The sequence below is a fragment of the Pseudomonas sp. SDO5532_S415 genome, assembly GCF_054071155.1.
Map to the genome: position 1 here is coordinate 1 of NZ_JBSVWS010000147.1, position 15,738 is coordinate 15,738.

Below are 15,738 nucleotides of genomic sequence, written 5' to 3' on the forward strand. Positions count from 1 at the left end.
ACAGATATGTAGATGTTGACTGACACCACCCCTTCGCGAGCAGGCTCGCTCCCACAAAGGTTTTGCGACCATTGAAGGTTAAGGCGAGGCTGGGTAGGGCTTTTGTTCAGAGTGGTCGCCGAGCTGGCACCCTTGTTGCTAACACCTAACTACCCGCCGAGTGAGTGTCAAAAAATTGCGGGTCGCCAACGACGCGTCAAAGAGAGAAACCATGAGCCAAGGTATTGAATTCAATCGGTTGATGCTGGATATGCGCGCCATGCAAATGGACGCCATGTCTGCGCCGAAATCGACTGCCGCCGTCCCTGAACTGAATGGCAGCAGCTTTTCCGACATGCTCGGTCAGGCCGTCAATAAAGTGAACGACACCCAGCAGGCTGCCGGTCAATTGGCCAGTGCCTTCGAGATCGGCAAGAGCGGCGTCGACCTGACGGACGTAATGATTTCCTCACAGAAGGCCAGCGTGTCGTTTCAGGCGTTGACCCAAGTGCGTAACAAGTTGGTTCAGGCCTACCAAGACATCATGCAGATGCCGGTTTAAGGACGAGATTGAGTCATGGCAGAAGCAGTCGCCGATAATGTTCCGGCCAAGGCCACACCCATAGACGGCAAGCCGCCGCTGTTCGGGTTGTCCTTCCTGGAAAACCTCTCCGAGATGACCATGTTGCGTCAGGTGGGCCTGTTGGTCGGCCTGGCCGCGAGCGTGGCGATTGGTTTTGCCGTGGTGTTGTGGTCCCAGCAGCCGGACTACCGTCCGCTGTACGGCAGCCTTGCCGGTATGGACGCCAAGCAGGTCATGGATACCCTGGGTGCCGCCGATATTCCTTATACCGTTGAACCCAACTCCGGTGCCTTGCTGGTCAAGGCCGAAGACCTGTCCCGTGCGCGCCTGAAACTGGCCGGCGCTGGTGTCACTCCCAGCGACGGCAACATCGGTTTCGAAATTCTCGACAAGGACCAGGGCCTGGGTACCAGCCAGTTCATGGAGGCTACCCGCTACCGTCGTGGCCTCGAAGGCGAACTGGCCCGCACCATCTCCAGCCTGAACAACGTCAAGGGTGCCCGCGTGCACCTGGCGATTCCGAAGAGTTCGGTGTTCGTGCGCGATGAGCGCAAGCCGAGCGCGTCGGTACTGGTTGAACTCTATTCCGGTCGCTCGCTGGAGCCGGGCCAGGTCGTGGCCATCGTCAATCTGGTGGCGACCAGCGTTCCCGAACTCAGCAAATCGCAGATCACCGTGGTCGACCAGAAGGGCAACCTGCTCTCGGATCAGGCGGAAAACTCCGAACTGACCATGGCCGGCAAGCAATTCGACTACAGCCGTCGCATGGAAAGCATGCTCACCCAGCGTGTGCACAACATCCTGCAACCGGTGCTGGGCAACGATCGCTACAAGGCTGAAGTGTCTGCTGATGTGGACTTCAGTGCAGTCGAGTCGACCTCCGAGCAGTTCAATCCGGATCAACCGGCGTTGCGCAGCGAGCAGTCGGTCAACGAACAACGTACCGCCAGCAATGGTCCGCAAGGTGTGCCGGGTGCCCTGAGCAACCAGCCACCGTCGCCGGCATCCGCGCCGCAAACCACCGGCGGCGCCACCGCAGCGGCGGGCATGGTGCAGCCAGGCCAGCCACTGATCGATGCCAATGGTCAGCAAATCATGGACCCGGCCACCGGTCAGCCGATGCTGGCGCCGTACCCGGCGGACAAGCGTCAACAATCGACCAAGAACTTCGAACTCGACCGTTCCATCAGCCACACCAAGCAGCAGCAGGGTCGATTGAATCGCCTGTCGGTGTCGGTGGTGGTGGATGACCAGGTCAAGGTCAACCCGGCCAATGGCGAAACCACCCGCGCGCCGTGGACGGCCGATGAGTTGGCGCGCTTCACACGTTTGGTCCAGGATGCGGTCGGTTTCGACGCCAGCCGTGGCGACAGTGTCAGCGTGATCAACATGCCGTTCTCCGCTGATCGCGGGGAAGTGATTGCCGACATTCCGTTCTACTCCCAGCCGTGGTTCTGGGACATCGTCAAGCAAGTGCTGGGTGTCTTGTTCATTCTGGTGCTGGTGTTCGGCGTGCTGCGTCCGGTGCTCAACAACATCACCGGTGGCGGCAAGGACAAGCAGCTGGCCGGCATTGGCAGCGACGTCGAGTTGGGTGGCATGGGCGGCCTGGACGGTGAATTGGCCAACGACCGTGTCAGCCTCGGCGGCCCGACCAGCATCCTGCTGCCGAGCCCGAGTGAAGGCTATGACGCACAGTTGAACGCAATCAAGAGTCTGGTGGCAGAAGACCCGGGTCGTGTGGCTCAGGTCGTGAAAGAGTGGATTAACGCAGATGAGTGATAACCGAGCCGTTGCCGCCAAACTGACCAAGGTCGACAAAGCCGCGATCCTGTTGCTGTCCCTGGGTTCTACCGACGCTGCCCAGGTGCTGCGCCACATGGGACCCAAGGAGGTCCAGCGTGTGGGCGTGGCCATGGCCCAGATGGGTAACGTGCACCGCGAGCAGGTCGAGCAGGTGATGAGCGAGTTCGTCGACATCGTCGGCGACCAGACCAGCCTGGGTGTCGGCTCCGACGACTACGTGCGCAAAATGCTCACCCAGGCCCTGGGCGAAGACAAGGCCAACGGCCTGATCGACCGTATCCTGCTGGGTGGCAACACCAGTGGCCTCGACAGCCTGAAGTGGATGGAACCGCGCGCGGTCGCTGACGTGATCCGCTACGAGCACCCGCAGATCCAGGCGATCGTGGTGGCGTATCTCGATCCGGACCAGGCCGGTGAAGTCCTCGGCAACTTCGATCACAAGGTCCGGCTGGACATCATTCTGCGGGTCTCTTCGCTGAACACCGTGCAGCCGGCGGCGCTCAAAGAACTCAACCAGATTCTCGAGAAGCAGTTCTCCGGCAACTCGAATGCCTCGCGCACCACCCTGGGCGGCATCAAGCGCGCGGCCGACATCATGAACTTCCTCGACAGCTCCATCGAAGGTCAGCTCATGGACTCGATCCGCGAAGTCGACGAAGACCTGTCCGGTCAGATCGAAGACCTCATGTTCGTGTTCAACAACCTGGCCGATGTCGACGACCGCGGTATCCAGGCGCTGCTCCGCGAGGTGTCCTCCGACGTGCTGGTGCTGGCCCTCAAGGGCTCGGACGAAAACGTCAAAGAGAAGATCTTCAAGAACATGTCCAAGCGTGCCGCCGAACTGTTGCGCGACGACCTCGAAGCCAAGGGCCCGGTACGCGTCAGCGACGTGGAAACCGCGCAGAAGGAAATCCTCACCATCGCCCGCCGTATGGCCGAAGCCGGAGAAATCGTTCTCGGCGGCAAGGGCGGCGAGGAAATGATCTAACACCATGGCCAAGCATGACGATTCACCCACTGACCTGATCCGGGCCAGGGATGTCAGTGGTTTCGATACCTGGGCGCTGCCCAGCTTCGACCCGCCGGAACCCGAGCCTGAGCCGGAGCCGGAACCCGAGCCGCCGGAAATGGAAGAAGTGCCGCTGGAGGAAGTCCAGCCGCTGACCCTTGAAGAACTCGAAAGCATTCGTCAGGAAGCCTACAACGAAGGCTTCGCGGTGGGTGAGCGAGAAGGTTTCCACAGCACCACGCTCAAGGTTCGCCAGGAAGCGGAAGCGGCGCTGGCACCCAAGATCGCGGGGCTGGAGCAACTGATGACGCACCTGTTCGAGCCCATCGCCGAACAGGACACGCTGATCGAAAAATCCCTGGTCGACCTCGTGCAGCACATCACCAGACAGGTGATTCAGCGCGAACTGGCCATTGACTCGACACAAATCGAACACGTCATGCGCGAAGCCCTCAAGCTGCTGCCACTGGGCGTGGGCAATGTGCGGCTGTACATCAATCCGCAGGATTTCGAACAGGTCAAAGCCCTGCGCGAACGCCACGAAGAAAGCTGGCGCATCGTCGAGGACGAATCGCTATTGCCGGGCGGTTGTCGGGTCGAGACCGAACACAGCCGTATCGACGCCACGGTCGAAACCCGCGTCAAGCAGGTCATGGACAAGTTGCTCGATCAGCTGCACGAACAGGCCTTGCACCCGGCCGCGCCGGACTTGAGCCTTGAACTGCCGATCGAAGGCAAGCCTGCGCCGGTCATTTCCGATGCGCCTTGAACGCACCAGTTTCGCCAAGCGCCTGGGCAGTTATGCCGAGGCCACGCAACTGGCGGGCGCACCGATCCTCGAAGGCCGCCTGCTGCGCATGGTCGGCCTGACCCTCGAAGCCGAAGGCTTGCGTGCGGCCATGGGCAGTCGCTGCATGGTCATCAACGACGACAGCTATCATCCGGTGCAGGTCGAAGCCGAAGTCATGGGCTTCTCCGGCAGTAAGGTCTTTTTGATGCCGGTCGGTAGCGTTGCCGGTATTGCCCCGGGCGCCCGGGTCGTTCCGCTGTCGGACAGCGGTCGCTTGCCGATGGGCATGAGCATGCTCGGCCGTGTACTCGATGGCGCCGGCCGTGCGCTGGACGGCAAGGGCGGGATGAAGGCCGAAGACTGGGTGCCGATGGACGGTCCGACCATCAACCCGCTCAAACGTGAACCGATCAGCGAACCGCTGGATGTGGGCATTCGCTGCATCAACGGTATGTTGACGGTCGGTCGCGGTCAGCGGCTCGGGCTGTTTGCCGGTACCGGTGTCGGTAAATCCGTGCTGCTGGGCATGATGACCCGCTTCACCGAGGCCGACATTATCGTGGTCGGGCTGATCGGTGAGCGGGGTCGTGAAGTTAAAGAATTCATCGAGCACATCCTCGGTGAAGAAGGCCTCAAGCGCTCGGTGGTGGTGGCGTCCCCGGCGGACGATGCACCGTTGATGCGTCTGCGCGCGGCCATGTACTGCACGCGAATCGCCGAGTATTTCCGCGACAAGGGCAAGAACGTCCTGTTGCTGATGGACTCGCTGACCCGTTTCGCCCAGGCCCAGCGGGAAATCGCCCTGGCCATTGGCGAGCCGCCGGCCACCAAGGGCTATCCGCCGTCGGTGTTCGCCAAATTGCCGAAACTGGTGGAACGGGCCGGTAATGCCGAGAAGGGCGGCGGTTCGATCACCGCGTTCTATACCGTGTTGTCCGAAGGCGATGACCAGCAAGACCCGATTGCCGACTCGGCGCGAGGTGTGCTCGACGGGCACATCGTGCTGTCGCGGCGACTGGCCGAGGAAGGCCATTACCCGGCCATCGACATCGAGGCGTCCATCAGCCGGGTCATGCCGGCGGTGGTGTCGCCGGAACACATGACCCGAGCGCAGTATTTCAAGCAACTGTGGTCGCGCTATCAACAGAGCCGGGACCTGATCAGCGTGGGTGCTTACGTCGCCGGCGGTGACCGCGAGACTGACCTGGCGATTTCCCTGCAACCGCAACTGGTCAAATACTTGCGTCAGGGCCTCAACGACAGCATCAGCCTGGGCGAAAGCGAAGCGTACCTCGCGTCGATCTTCGCGCCCGCGGCGGGCGGTTAACCGACCATGGCCCAGACTCGGACAGGGCGCCTGGCCCCCGTGGTGGAAATGGCCGAAAAGGCCGAGAAAACCGCCGTCCAGCGCCTGGGGCACTTTCAGGGTCAGGTGCGCCTGGCGGAAAGCAAACTCGCCGACCTCGAAGCCTTTCGGCTCGACTACCAGGAACAGTGGATCGTGCGCGGTAGCGGCGGCGTGTCCGGCCAATGGCTGCTGGGGTATCAGGGTTTTCTTGCGCAACTGGGCACGGCCATCGATCAGCAGCGGCAAAGCCTGGCCTGGCACCAGAACAACCTGAACAAGGCGCGGGACACCTGGCAACAGGCCTTCGCCCGGGTCGAGGGATTGCGTAAGCTGGTTCAGCGTTACATGGATGAGGCGCGGGCGCTGGAGGACAAGCGCGAGCAGAAACTGCTCGACGAATTGTCCCAGCGGTTGCCTCGCCAGGACCAATATTGAATCAATTGGACCGCGTTATCGTTCTTCGCGAGCAGGCTCGCTCCCACAGTAGGTCGCGTTCTTACAAGGGAATGCGGTCTACCTGTGGGAGCGAGCCTGCTCGCGAAGAGGGATTCAAGGCTCTCACAAATTTGCTGCCTTGCCCCAACCTCTACCCAATGCTAAACCTTGTACAAGCAGGTTTACCAATGACAAGGAAGCCATGACATGTCAGTCGTTACAGAAGTCTCTGCGGATGGGCAAAAACTGACGATCTCGGTCAAGGGACGATTCGATTTCGCCAAGCATCAGGAGTTTCGGGAGTCCTACGAGGACAAGGCGCTCGCCGAGGTTGTGATCGACCTCAAAGAGGCAACCTATCTCGACAGCTCCGCACTGGGCATGCTGCTCCTGTTGCGTGATCACGCCGGTGGCGACGATTCCGATATTCGCGTGGTCAACAGCAGTTCCGACGTGAGGAAAATCCTCGCCATCTCCAATTTCGACAAACTGTTCGACATCAGTTGATCGCCGTGCAGCCTGCACTCGAATCGCTGACGATTCTGATCGCTGAAGACAGCGCGGCTGATCGCATGCTGTTGTCGAGTATCGTCCGGCGACAGGGGCATCAAGTACTCACGGCTGCCAATGGCGCTGAAGCGGTCGAGGCGTTTCGCCAACAACGGCCGCAACTGGTGTTGATGGACGCAATGATGCCGGTGATGGATGGTTTCGAAGCCGCCCGACAGATCAAGGATCTGGCCGGGGAAACCCTGGTGCCGATCATCTTCCTTACCTCGCTGTCTGAGAGCGAAGCCTTGGCCCGCTGCCTGGAGGTCGGAGGTGACGATTTTCTGGCGAAGCCGTACAACCAGGTGATTCTCGCCGCCAAAATCAAGGCGATGGACCGTCTACGACGGTTGCAGACGACGGTGCTGCAGCAACGCGACCAGATCGCCCGGCATCACGACTACCTGCTCAACGAGCAGCGGGTAGCCAAGGCCGTGTTCGACAAAGTAGCCCATTCCGGCTGTTTGAAAGCGCCGAACATCCGCTATCTGCAATCGCCCTACGCACTGTTCAACGGCGATTTGCTATTGGCTGCGTTCACCCCGGCCGGCGACATGCACGTGTTGCTGGGCGATTTTACCGGCCATGGCTTGCCGGCCGCAGTGGGGGCAATGCCCCTGGCCGAAGTCTTTTACGGCATGACCGCCAAGGGCTATGGCCTGGCGGAAACCCTGCGCGAAATGAATGCCAAGCTCAAGCGCATCCTGCCGGTGGACATGTTCTGTTGCGCAACGATGCTATGCCTGAGTTTTCAGCGGCGTTCGGTCGAGGTCTGGAACGGCGGCATGCCGGACGGCTACCTGCACAGTATTGCCACGGGGGAGCGCACGCTGCTGACGGCCCGGCACTTGCCGCTTGGCGTGCTGAGCCCGCAAACCTTCGACGACCGCACCGAAGTGTTTCCGATGGCCATCGGGGATCGGGTGTTTCTGTTGTCCGACGGGGTGATCGATACCTGCGATGCCAATGAGCAGTTGTTTGGCGTGCAGCGCTTGCAGCAGGTGTTTGCGGCCAATCGACAGCCCGATGCGTTGTTCGAGGACATCAACCAGGCGTTGAGGGATTTTCGCGGTGAGGCCCGGGACGATGTCAGCATGGTCGAAGTCAGCCTGCCGGACCCGGCGCAACTGAGTCCGCCTTCGCCGGTCTATTCCGACAGCGGTCAGTCCTGTCCGCTGGACTGGTCGGTGAGTTTCGAATATCGCGCCGCCACGCTCAAACGCTTCAACCCCCTGCCGTATCTGCTGCAATTGCTGCTTGAGGTGCACGGTCTGCGGACACAGAGCGGCGCGCTGTACAGTGTTCTGGCCGAGTTGTATTCCAATGCCCTGGAGCATGGGGTGCTGGGTCTGGATTCAAACCTCAAGAGCGATGTCGCCGGTTTTGCCCGTTACTACCAGCAGCGTAATTCGCGCCTGGATGAACTGCAGGACGGTTACGTGCGAGTCCATTTGCAGGTTACGCCGCAGGGCGAGGGTGGGTGTCTGGTAATACGCGTCGAGGACAGCGGCAAGGGATTTGATGTCGAGCGAGTGATGGAACGTCCGGTCGATCCTGTCCGTTTGTCGGGACGTGGCGTCAATCTGATCCGTCAATTGGGGCATAACGCCAGTTGGTCCGACGATGGTCGAAGTGCCCGCGTGGAGTTTTTCTGGGAGGCTCTGGCATAATCCGCGCATTCTTGATCAAGGAGTGAGCAAGTGACTGACAAACATCTGGACCCGGACGTGCTCAGTGCATTGCGGGAAGTCATGGAGGATGAGTTTTCGACGTTGGTCGAAACCTTCCTCGCGGACTGCGAAGAGCGGTTGCAGCAATTGACTGTAGCTGGCGATGTCACTCGGATTCTCGAGACTGCGCATAGCTTCAAGGGCAGCAGCAGCAACATGGGCGCGATTCGCCTGGCCGAACTGTGTCATGACCTGGAGCAACAGGCCAAAGAGCGAAACTTTTCCGCCATTGAAACGCTGGTCGCTGAAATCGCCCGCGAATTCGCCTTGGTCCGGCCACTTTATGAAGACGAGCGACAGCGTTCGCTCTCTGCCATCGCGACCGTTCGGCCGTATTAATTACGATCGGACAAAACTGGCTCGACCTTTGCAGCCAACTCTCCCAACTGTACCTACGATCCCAGTGCAGCGGAGACCGTTAAATGCCCGTTACCCCCAATTTGCTTCTTCAGGCCGCCGCGCAGGCCAAGACTCAAGCCGCCTCCGCCAATTCCACGGCGCTGTCCGCTGAGCCCGGGGACAAGGCTTCCAGCTTCGCTCAGGTGTACGCCAAGCAGGCGCAGAGCAAACCTGTTGCAGCGGCTGATGGTTCGGCCAAGCCGGCCCGTGACAAAGCGGCGGACAGCACCGGCAAGAAGGATGTCGCTGACGACAAATCTGCCGCCCCGGAACCGGTCGTTGCCGATAGCGGCAAAACCTTGCCCGCCGATAAACCGGCGCAGGTTGACGATAAGACGAGCGATGAATCGGCGGACACTACGCAGACGCCAGTTGCCGATGCAGCGCCTGTCGACCCGACGCTCGACCCTGCTTTACTGCAAGTCGTGCAACCAACGGTCGCTGTGCCGGTTCCGGCAACACCGCCCGTGGTCGATGCCGCACAGCTGCAGGTTCAGGCCCCGGTGGCCGCGGCTGTCACCTTGCCAGTGTCAGCGGCCGCCGCCACCACCGAAACCGATTTCGACCCCGAAGCCGATCCGCTCGACGCGCTGCCCGCCGTGCGCATGGCCATGGAGCAGAGCGGCCACGTTTCCGCATCCAGCCAGGCACAACCCAAAGCCGCAGCGACACCTGCCCAGGCCCAGGCCGATGGTGAGCAGACCTCGGCGCAGAACTTTGCCGCCGGCATGGCCAACATGCTCGATGTGCAGGCCGGCAAGGACAGCACCAGCCAGGGTGGCGACAAGGCGTTCAGCGGCCTGATCGATGCGGGGCTCAAGGATCTCACATCGGCCAGCAGCGATACCCGGGTCGACGATTTCGCCAACCGCCTGGCGGCATTGACGCAAGCGGCCACGCCGAAAACCGCCAATGCCTTGCCGGTGAACCAGCCGATTGCCATGCATCAGAGCGGCTGGACCGAGGAAGTGGTGAATCGGGTCATGTACCTGTCCAGCGCCAACCTCAAGGCGGCTGACATCCAGTTGCAACCGGCTGAACTGGGGCGCCTCGACATTCGTGTGAACATGGTGCCGGACCAGCAGACCCAGGTGACGTTCATGAGCGCACACCCAAGCGTTCGCGAGGCGCTGGACGGCCAGGTTCATCGCCTGCGGGACATGTTCGCGCAACAGGGCATGGGCCAGGTCGACGTCAACGTCTCCGACCAGTCCCGGGGGTCGCAGCAGGGGCAGGAGCAGGCTCAGCAGAGTCAGGGCGGGCGAACCAGTGCCAGCGGTGGCCGCCTTGATTCAATGGATGACGAGCTGACCCCAAGCGTTGCCGAAGTGGCCGCGCCGGTGACCAGCGTGATTGGCTCCAGCGCCGTTGACTACTACGCCTGATCAAACCAAACACCCAACCCTGTGGGAGCGAGCCTGCTCGCGAAGGCGCCAGATCAGACACCTTTTAGGTAACTGACAGATTGCTTTCGCGAGCAGGCTCGCTCCCACAAGGGGCTTGTGGTGTTCTTCGGATCGCTTGCGGTCCACCCATCTCCCTCCCGACACTTCTGGCATAACACTTGCTCTTGCCTATCCGTGCGACTGTGAAAACCCGAATAGTGACGGATTATTGGCATGGCGAAGAGCGACGCAGCAGTAAAAGACCCCGCAACCAAAGGCAAAATCAAGCTGATTATCGTGATCGTGCTGGCCTTGCTGCTGGCGATCGGTTTGTCCGTGGGGGCGACCTGGTACTTCATGCACAGCGCCCAGAGCAAGCCTGCCGCCGCGGCTGAAATCGCTCCGGTGGGTAAGCAACCGGCGATTTTCGAGTCCATGGCGCCTGCGTTTGTTGCCAACTACAACCAGAACGGCCGTCAGCGCTACATGCAGGTGAGCATCACCATGCTCGCGCGCAATCAGGTGGACCTGGACGCGCTCAAGATTCACATGCCGGTGATCCGCAATAACCTGGTCATGCTGTTCTCCGGGCAGGACTTCGCCACGCTCGCGTCGCCGGTCGGCCAGGAAATGCTGCGTCAGAAAGCCACGGCCAGCGTCCAGGAAGTGGCGCAGAAAGAGCTCGGCAAAGTGGTCGTCGAACAGTTGCTTTTCACTAATTTCGTACTGCAGTAGGAACACGACATGGCCGTGCAGGACCTGCTGTCCCAGGATGAAATCGACGCGCTGTTGCATGGCGTGGACGATGGTCTGGTACAGACCGATAACGCTGCCGAACCCGGCACCGTCAAAAGCTACGACCTGACCAGCCAGGATCGCATCGTCCGTGGACGCATGCCGACCCTGGAGATGATCAACGAACGTTTCGCCCGCTACACGCGCATCAGCATGTTCAACATGCTGCGCCGTTCGGCAGACGTGGCGGTCGGTGGCGTGCAGGTGATGAAGTTCGGCGAATACGTGCACTCGCTGTACGTGCCGACCAGCCTCAACCTGGTCAAGATCAAACCGCTGCGCGGCACCGCGCTGTTCATCCTCGACGCCAAGCTGGTGTTCAAGCTGGTGGACAACTTCTTCGGCGGCGACGGCCGTCACGCCAAGATCGAAGGGCGTGAATTCACCCCGACCGAACTGCGCGTGGTGCGCATGGTGCTGGAGCAGGCCTTCATTGACTTGAAGGAAGCCTGGCAGGCGATCATGGAAGTGAACTTCGAGTACATCAACTCGGAAGTGAACCCGGCCATGGCCAACATCGTCGGCCCGAGCGAAGCCATTGTGGTGTCGACCTTCCACATCGAACTCGATGGCGGTGGCGGTGACCTGCACGTGACCATGCCGTATTCGATGATCGAGCCGGTGCGCGAAATGCTCGACGCCGGCTTCCAGTCGGACCTCGACGATCAGGACGAACGCTGGGTCAATGCCCTGCGTCAGGACGTGCTGGATGTCGACGTGCCGATCGGTGCCACGGTGGCCCGTCGCCAGTTGAAGCTGCGTGACATCCTGCACATGCAGCCGGGGGACATCATCCCGGTGGAAATGCCGGAAGACATGATCATGCGCGCCAACGGCGTACCGGCCTTCAAGGTCAAGATGGGCTCGCACAAAGGCAACCTTGCGTTGCAGGTGATCGAGCCGATTGAGCGCCGCTGACCGGCGCTCCAACCCTATTTGAAATGACTGCTTCTGACTGAGCAGTTGCTCGCCGAGGACAATTTGATGGCTGACGATATGAATAACCAGGACGACCAGGCGCTGGCTGACGAGTGGGCTGCGGCCCTGGAAGAATCCGGCGACGGCGGACAGGCCGACATCGATGCACTGCTGGCAGCCGATGCTTCCGGTTCGTCTTCCAATCGCCTGGCGATGGAAGAGTTCGGCAGCGTGCCGAGAAGCAACGATCCGGTCACCCTCGAAGGCCCGAATCTGGACGTGATCCTCGATATCCCGGTGTCGATCTCCATGGAAGTGGGCAGCACCGACATCAACATTCGCAACCTGTTGCAACTCAACCAGGGTTCGGTGATCGAGCTCGATCGCCTGGCCGGTGAGCCACTGGACGTGCTGGTCAACGGCACGCTGATCGCCCATGGCGAAGTGGTGGTGGTCAACGAAAAGTTCGGCATCCGCCTGACTGACGTGATTAGCCCAAGCGAACGCATCAAGAAGCTGCGCTGAGTGAAAAAGCTTCTTTGGAGCCTGTGGGCGTTGCCGTTCAGTGTGCTGGCGGTCGAGCCTGTCGCAACAACCGCTACGGCCGCCGCTGCGCCGGTGGCCAGCAGCGGAGTGGCCGGGCAATTGACGCAGCTTGTGCTGGGTTTGTTGCTGGTGCTGGGGTTGATCTTCTTCCTCGCCTGGCTGTTGCGCCGGGTCCAGCAGGCAGGTCCCGCGGGCAAGGGGCAGGTGATCGAGCTGATCGGTTCCCGTGCCCTCGGTCCGCGTGACCGGCTGATGCTGGTGCAAGTCGGCAACGAGCAGATCCTGCTCGGCCTGAGCCCTGGCACGATCACTGCGCTGCATGTGCTCAAAGAGCCCATTGAAGTGCCGACCACCGCCGACAAAGCGACTACGGAGTTTGCCCAGCATCTGTTGAAGATACTCGGCAAGGATCAGAAGGATAAGAAGTAATGGGTGCGTTACGCATCGTCTTGACGCTGGCCCTGCTGCTGGCCGCGCCGCTGGCGTTCGCCGCCGATCCGTTGTCGATCCCGGCCATCACCCTGGGCACCAATGCCGAGGGTGCCCAGGAATACTCGGTCAGCCTGCAAATCCTGCTGATCATGACCGCGCTGAGTTTCATTCCGGCGTTCGTCATGCTGATGACCAGTTTCACCCGGATCATCATCGTCTTCTCGATCCTGCGCCAGGCCCTGGGCCTGCAACAGACACCGTCGAACCAGATCCTCACGGGCATGGCGTTGTTCCTGACCCTGTTCATCATGGCGCCGGTGTTCGATCGGGTTAACCAGGACGCCTTGCAACCGTATCTCGCGGAAAAAATGACCGCCCAGGATGCGGTGGCCAAGGCCCAGGTGCCGATCAAGGACTTCATGCTCGCCCAGACCCGCACCAGTGATCTGGAGCTGTTCATGCGCCTGTCCAAGCGCACCGATATTGCTTCGCCGGATCAGGCGCCGTTGACCATTCTGGTGCCGGCGTTCGTGACCTCGGAGCTGAAAACCGCGTTCCAGATCGGCTTCATGATCTTCATCCCGTTCCTGATCATCGACCTGGTCGTGGCCAGTGTGCTGATGGCCATGGGTATGATGATGCTGTCGCCGCTGATCATTTCCCTGCCGTTCAAAATCATGCTGTTCGTGCTGGTCGATGGCTGGGCGCTGATCATCGGTACCCTGGCGAGCAGTTTTGGCGGTGTCTCGCCATGACGCCAGAAGTCGCCGTCGACATCTTCCGCGAAGCCTTGTGGCTGACCACCCTGATGGTCGCGGTGCTGGTCATTCCGAGTCTGCTGGTCGGCCTGATCGTGGCGATGTTCCAGGCCGCGACCCAGATCAACGAACAGACCCTGAGCTTCCTCCCGCGTCTGTTGGTGATGCTGGTGACGCTGATCGTGGCCGGTCCGTGGCTGGTGCAGACCTTCATGGAATACATCCTGCAGCTGTACGGCAGTATTCCGCAGGTCATCGGCTAAGCCATGTCGTCGCTACTGCAACTGACGGACACCCAGATCAGTACCTGGGTGGCGGCGTTCATGTTGCCGCTGTTTCGCATCGGCGCCTTGCTGATGGTCATGCCGGTGTTCGGCACCTCCCTGGTACCCAAGCGGATCCGCCTGTATTTCGCCCTGGCCATCACCCTGGTCATCGCCCCGAGCCTGCCGCCCATGCCCCCGGTCAATGCATTGGCCCTGAGCGGGTGGATGCTGATTGGCGAGCAGATCCTCGTCGGCGCGATCCTCGGTTTCTCCCTGCAATTGTTCTTTCAGGCGTTCGTGGTGGCAGGGCAGATCGTCGCCATCCAGATGGGCATGGGCTTCGCCTCGATGGTCGACCCCACCAACGGCGTGTCGGTGGCCGTGATCGGGCAGTTCTTCACCATGCTGGTGACGCTGATGTTCCTGGCCATGAACGGTCATCTGGTGGTGTTCGAAGTGCTCACCGAAAGTTTCACCACGCTGCCGGTGGGCAGCGGCTTGATGGTCAATCATTTCTGGGAACTGGCCGGCAAGCTCGGCTGGGTGCTTGGCGCGGCACTGCTGTTGGTGCTGCCGGCGATCACCGCGCTGCTGGTGGTCAACATCGCCTTTGGCGTGATGACCCGGGCGGCGCCGCAACTGAACATTTTCTCCATCGGCTTCCCGCTGACGCTGGTGCTCGGGCTGTTTATCGTCTGGGTCGGGCTGGCGGACATTCTCAATCAGTATCAACCGCTGGCCACCGAGGCCTTGCAGTTTTTACGCGAACTGGCAAAGGCGCGCTGAGTCATGTCTGAGAGCGAGAGCGGTCAGGACAAAACAGAAGACCCCACGGAGAAAAAGAAAAAGGACGCCCGTGAGAAGGGTGAGATTGCCCGTTCCAAGGAACTCAACACCCTGGCGATCATGCTCGCCGGCGCGGGCGCGCTGCTGATTTTCGGTGGCGCGCTGGCCCAGGACATGATGGACCTGATGCGCCTGAATTTTTCCCTGTCGCGGGACGTGGTGCTGGATCAACGGGCGATGGGTACTTACCTGCTGCACTCCGGGCAGATTGCCTTGCTGGCGGTTCAGCCGGTGATGATCACTTTGTTGCTGGCCGCGCTGATCGGCCCGATTTCCCTCGGTGGCTGGCTGTTCTCTGCCGGCACCATGGCCCCCAAATTCAGCCGCATGAACCCCGGCGCAGGCCTCAAGCGCATGTTCTCCGCCAAGGCGGTGGCCGAGCTGCTCAAGGCTCTGGCAAAGTTTTTCATCGTCCTGTTCGTGGCGCTGGTGGTGTTGTCGGCGGATATCGACGACCTGTTGCGCATCGCCCATGAACCGCTGGACCGCGCCATCACCCACAGTTTGCAAGTGGTCGGCTGGAGTACCCTGTGGATGGCGTGCGGGCTGATCATCATCGCCGCCGTCGACGTGCCGATCCAGCTCTGGGAAAGCATCAAGAAACTGAAAATGACCAAGCAGGAAGTGCGCGACGAGCACAAGGACCAGGAGGGCCGGCCAGAGGTCAAGCAACGGATTCGCCAACTGCAACGGGAAATGTCCCAGCGACGGATGATGGCGGCCATCCCCGACGCCGACGTGGTCATCACCAACCCGACCCACTACGCCGTGGCCCTGAAGTACGACGCGGACAAGAGCGGCGCGCCGATGCTGATCGCCAAGGGCAGTGACTTCCTGGCGTTGAAAATTCGAGAAATTGCGGCGGCCAACGAGATTCTATTGTTGGAGTCGCCGGCGCTGGCGCGGTCGATTTACTACTCCACGGAGTTGGAACAGGAGATTCCGGGTGGGTTGTATCTGGCGGTTGCGCAGGTGCTGGCGTACGTCTATCAGATTCGCCAGTACAAGGCGGGCAAGGGCAAGCGGCCGGATCCGTTGAAGGATGATTTGCCGATTCCGCCGGATTTGCGGCGCGATTCCTGACCAGTCAGCCAATACACACAAAACCCGTGGGAGCGAGCCTGCTCGCGAAGGGGCCATCCCAGCCAACAGAAATGTCGACTG

At 60.9% G+C, this 15,738-nt stretch carries 18 protein-coding genes; all 18 read left to right on the forward strand.

Annotation, left to right across the window (positions count from 1 at the left end; all coding sequences use genetic code 11):
* Positions 1-211: 211 nt before the first annotated feature.
* The 18 genes from fliE to flhB all read left to right on the forward strand — a co-directional run bounded on the left by fliE (position 212) and on the right by flhB (position 15,657).
* The gene (gene fliE, locus ACW9HW_RS23755; protein WP_075948896.1) at positions 212-541 is read left to right on the forward strand and encodes a flagellar hook-basal body complex protein FliE; all 330 of its coding nucleotides are present in this window, start codon (positions 212-214) and stop codon (positions 539-541) included.
* Positions 542-556: 15 nt separating this feature from the next.
* The gene (gene fliF / locus ACW9HW_RS23760; protein WP_095195724.1) at positions 557-2,344 is read left to right on the forward strand and encodes a flagellar basal-body MS-ring/collar protein FliF; all 1,788 of its coding nucleotides are present in this window, start codon (positions 557-559) and stop codon (positions 2,342-2,344) included.
* Positions 2,337-3,356, forward strand: coding sequence for a flagellar motor switch protein FliG (gene fliG, locus ACW9HW_RS23765; RefSeq protein ID WP_095195723.1), 1,020 nt, complete (start codon positions 2,337-2,339; stop codon positions 3,354-3,356). The genes fliF and fliG overlap by 8 nt, the downstream gene beginning before the upstream one ends.
* A gap of 4 nt (positions 3,357-3,360) precedes the next feature.
* Entirely contained in the window at positions 3,361-4,146 is a 786-nt protein-coding gene (gene fliH / locus ACW9HW_RS23770; protein ID WP_457401922.1) for a flagellar assembly protein FliH, read from the forward strand.
* Positions 4,136-5,494, forward strand: coding sequence for a flagellar protein export ATPase FliI (gene fliI, locus ACW9HW_RS23775; RefSeq protein ID WP_095195721.1), 1,359 nt, complete (start codon positions 4,136-4,138; stop codon positions 5,492-5,494). The genes fliH and fliI overlap by 11 nt, the downstream gene beginning before the upstream one ends.
* Positions 5,495-5,500: 6 nt before the next feature.
* A complete protein-coding gene (gene fliJ / locus ACW9HW_RS23780; RefSeq protein ID WP_457401923.1) occupies positions 5,501-5,950 on the forward strand; it encodes a flagellar export protein FliJ in 450 nt (149 codons plus the stop codon).
* A gap of 207 nt (positions 5,951-6,157) precedes the next feature.
* Entirely contained in the window at positions 6,158-6,457 is a 300-nt protein-coding gene (locus ACW9HW_RS23785) for an STAS domain-containing protein (RefSeq protein WP_095195719.1), read from the forward strand.
* A 5-nt stretch (positions 6,458-6,462) separates the two neighbouring features.
* Positions 6,463-8,169 carry an ATP-binding SpoIIE family protein phosphatase gene (locus tag ACW9HW_RS23790; protein ID WP_457401924.1) on the forward strand — a complete coding sequence of 569 codons (1,707 nt, stop codon included), beginning with the start codon at positions 6,463-6,465 and terminating at the stop codon, positions 8,167-8,169.
* A gap of 30 nt (positions 8,170-8,199) precedes the next feature.
* Positions 8,200-8,568 carry an Hpt domain-containing protein gene (locus ACW9HW_RS23795; RefSeq protein ID WP_095195718.1) on the forward strand — a complete coding sequence of 123 codons (369 nt, stop codon included), beginning with the start codon at positions 8,200-8,202 and terminating at the stop codon, positions 8,566-8,568.
* A gap of 83 nt (positions 8,569-8,651) precedes the next feature.
* Positions 8,652-10,013: a flagellar hook-length control protein FliK gene (locus ACW9HW_RS23800; protein WP_457401925.1), complete on the forward strand. Its 1,362-nt coding sequence runs from the start codon at positions 8,652-8,654 to the stop codon at positions 10,011-10,013.
* Between the two features lie 234 nt (positions 10,014-10,247).
* Entirely contained in the window at positions 10,248-10,748 is a 501-nt protein-coding gene (gene fliL / locus ACW9HW_RS23805; RefSeq protein ID WP_457401926.1) for a flagellar basal body-associated protein FliL, read from the forward strand.
* A gap of 9 nt (positions 10,749-10,757) precedes the next feature.
* Positions 10,758-11,726 (forward strand): flagellar motor switch protein FliM, encoded by a 969-nt coding sequence (fliM, locus tag ACW9HW_RS23810; protein ID WP_056853014.1) that lies wholly within the window; start codon positions 10,758-10,760, stop codon positions 11,724-11,726.
* Between the two features lie 66 nt (positions 11,727-11,792).
* Complete coding sequence (gene fliN / locus ACW9HW_RS23815; protein WP_457401927.1) at positions 11,793-12,251, forward strand: flagellar motor switch protein FliN; 459 nt, start codon at positions 11,793-11,795, stop codon at positions 12,249-12,251.
* A complete protein-coding gene (fliO, locus tag ACW9HW_RS23820) occupies positions 12,252-12,701 on the forward strand; it encodes a flagellar biosynthetic protein FliO (RefSeq protein WP_457401928.1) in 450 nt (149 codons plus the stop codon).
* Positions 12,701-13,459, forward strand: coding sequence for a flagellar type III secretion system pore protein FliP (gene fliP / locus ACW9HW_RS23825; protein WP_095195713.1), 759 nt, complete (start codon positions 12,701-12,703; stop codon positions 13,457-13,459). The genes fliO and fliP overlap by 1 nt, the downstream gene beginning before the upstream one ends.
* On the forward strand, positions 13,456-13,725 hold the full coding sequence (gene fliQ, locus ACW9HW_RS23830) for a flagellar biosynthesis protein FliQ (RefSeq protein ID WP_008058625.1): 270 nt from the start codon (positions 13,456-13,458) through the stop codon (positions 13,723-13,725). The genes fliP and fliQ overlap by 4 nt, the downstream gene beginning before the upstream one ends.
* 3 nt (positions 13,726-13,728) lie before the next feature.
* The gene (gene fliR, locus ACW9HW_RS23835; RefSeq protein ID WP_095195711.1) at positions 13,729-14,514 is read left to right on the forward strand and encodes a flagellar biosynthetic protein FliR; all 786 of its coding nucleotides are present in this window, start codon (positions 13,729-13,731) and stop codon (positions 14,512-14,514) included.
* 3 nt (positions 14,515-14,517) lie between these two features.
* Complete coding sequence (gene flhB / locus ACW9HW_RS23840; protein ID WP_095195710.1) at positions 14,518-15,657, forward strand: flagellar biosynthesis protein FlhB; 1,140 nt, start codon at positions 14,518-14,520, stop codon at positions 15,655-15,657.
* The last annotated feature ends 81 nt before the right edge of the window (positions 15,658-15,738 follow it).

What these genes read in the sequence shown, in the direction of transcription:
- fliE (WP_075948896.1), top strand. Translation starts at nt 212, where the DNA reads ATGAGCCAAGGTATTGAATTCAATCGGTTGATGCTGGATATGCGCGCC.
- fliF (WP_095195724.1), top strand. Translation starts at nt 557, where the DNA reads ATGGCAGAAGCAGTCGCCGATAATGTTCCGGCCAAGGCCACACCCATA.
- fliN (WP_457401927.1), top strand. Translation starts at nt 11,793, where the DNA reads ATGGCTGACGATATGAATAACCAGGACGACCAGGCGCTGGCTGACGAG.
- fliP (WP_095195713.1), top strand. Translation starts at nt 12,701, where the DNA reads ATGGGTGCGTTACGCATCGTCTTGACGCTGGCCCTGCTGCTGGCCGCG.
- fliL (WP_457401926.1), top strand. Translation starts at nt 10,248, where the DNA reads ATGGCGAAGAGCGACGCAGCAGTAAAAGACCCCGCAACCAAAGGCAAA.
- fliM (WP_056853014.1), top strand. Translation starts at nt 10,758, where the DNA reads ATGGCCGTGCAGGACCTGCTGTCCCAGGATGAAATCGACGCGCTGTTG.
- ACW9HW_RS23800 (WP_457401925.1), top strand. Translation starts at nt 8,652, where the DNA reads ATGCCCGTTACCCCCAATTTGCTTCTTCAGGCCGCCGCGCAGGCCAAG.
- fliI (WP_095195721.1), top strand. Translation starts at nt 4,136, where the DNA reads ATGCGCCTTGAACGCACCAGTTTCGCCAAGCGCCTGGGCAGTTATGCC.
- fliJ (WP_457401923.1), top strand. Translation starts at nt 5,501, where the DNA reads ATGGCCCAGACTCGGACAGGGCGCCTGGCCCCCGTGGTGGAAATGGCC.
- ACW9HW_RS23785 (WP_095195719.1), top strand. Translation starts at nt 6,158, where the DNA reads ATGTCAGTCGTTACAGAAGTCTCTGCGGATGGGCAAAAACTGACGATC.
- flhB (WP_095195710.1), top strand. Translation starts at nt 14,518, where the DNA reads ATGTCTGAGAGCGAGAGCGGTCAGGACAAAACAGAAGACCCCACGGAG.
- fliR (WP_095195711.1), top strand. Translation starts at nt 13,729, where the DNA reads ATGTCGTCGCTACTGCAACTGACGGACACCCAGATCAGTACCTGGGTG.
- fliH (WP_457401922.1), top strand. Translation starts at nt 3,361, where the DNA reads ATGGCCAAGCATGACGATTCACCCACTGACCTGATCCGGGCCAGGGAT.
- fliQ (WP_008058625.1), top strand. Translation starts at nt 13,456, where the DNA reads ATGACGCCAGAAGTCGCCGTCGACATCTTCCGCGAAGCCTTGTGGCTG.
- fliG (WP_095195723.1), top strand. Translation starts at nt 2,337, where the DNA reads ATGAGTGATAACCGAGCCGTTGCCGCCAAACTGACCAAGGTCGACAAA.